The organism is Oceanobacter antarcticus (assembly GCF_044962685.1).
Classification (GTDB): domain Bacteria; phylum Pseudomonadota; class Gammaproteobacteria; order Pseudomonadales; family Oceanobacteraceae; genus Oceanobacter; species Oceanobacter antarcticus.
Window position 1 is genome coordinate 1 of sequence record NZ_JBBKTX010000145.1, and the last position, 228, is coordinate 228.

General features: G+C 47.4%; 1 protein-coding gene. It reads right to left on the bottom strand.

The features are described from left to right. On the bottom strand, positions 1–228 hold a 228-nt coding region (locus tag WG929_RS21445), incomplete at both ends, for an IS66 family transposase (protein WP_435873329.1).

Consider the following 228-nt stretch of genomic DNA (forward strand, 5'->3'; position numbering starts at 1 on the left):
AGACCGTTAGTTTGTCCCAGTTTTTATCGAGGTAGGCTAAGGCTTCGCCGGTTTTTCCTTTTGGCAGGGTTTGTTGCAACGCTTTGTCCAGCCATGCTCTGAGTTTATTGAGCTGGGGCAGGCTTTTTTCTTGTCGAATTTGATATTTCTGTTCGGCTGGTTGGTCTTTAATCGCGGCTTCGATGACGTACAGTCCTTTGATCATTGTCACGGCCATGTCGGCTTTAC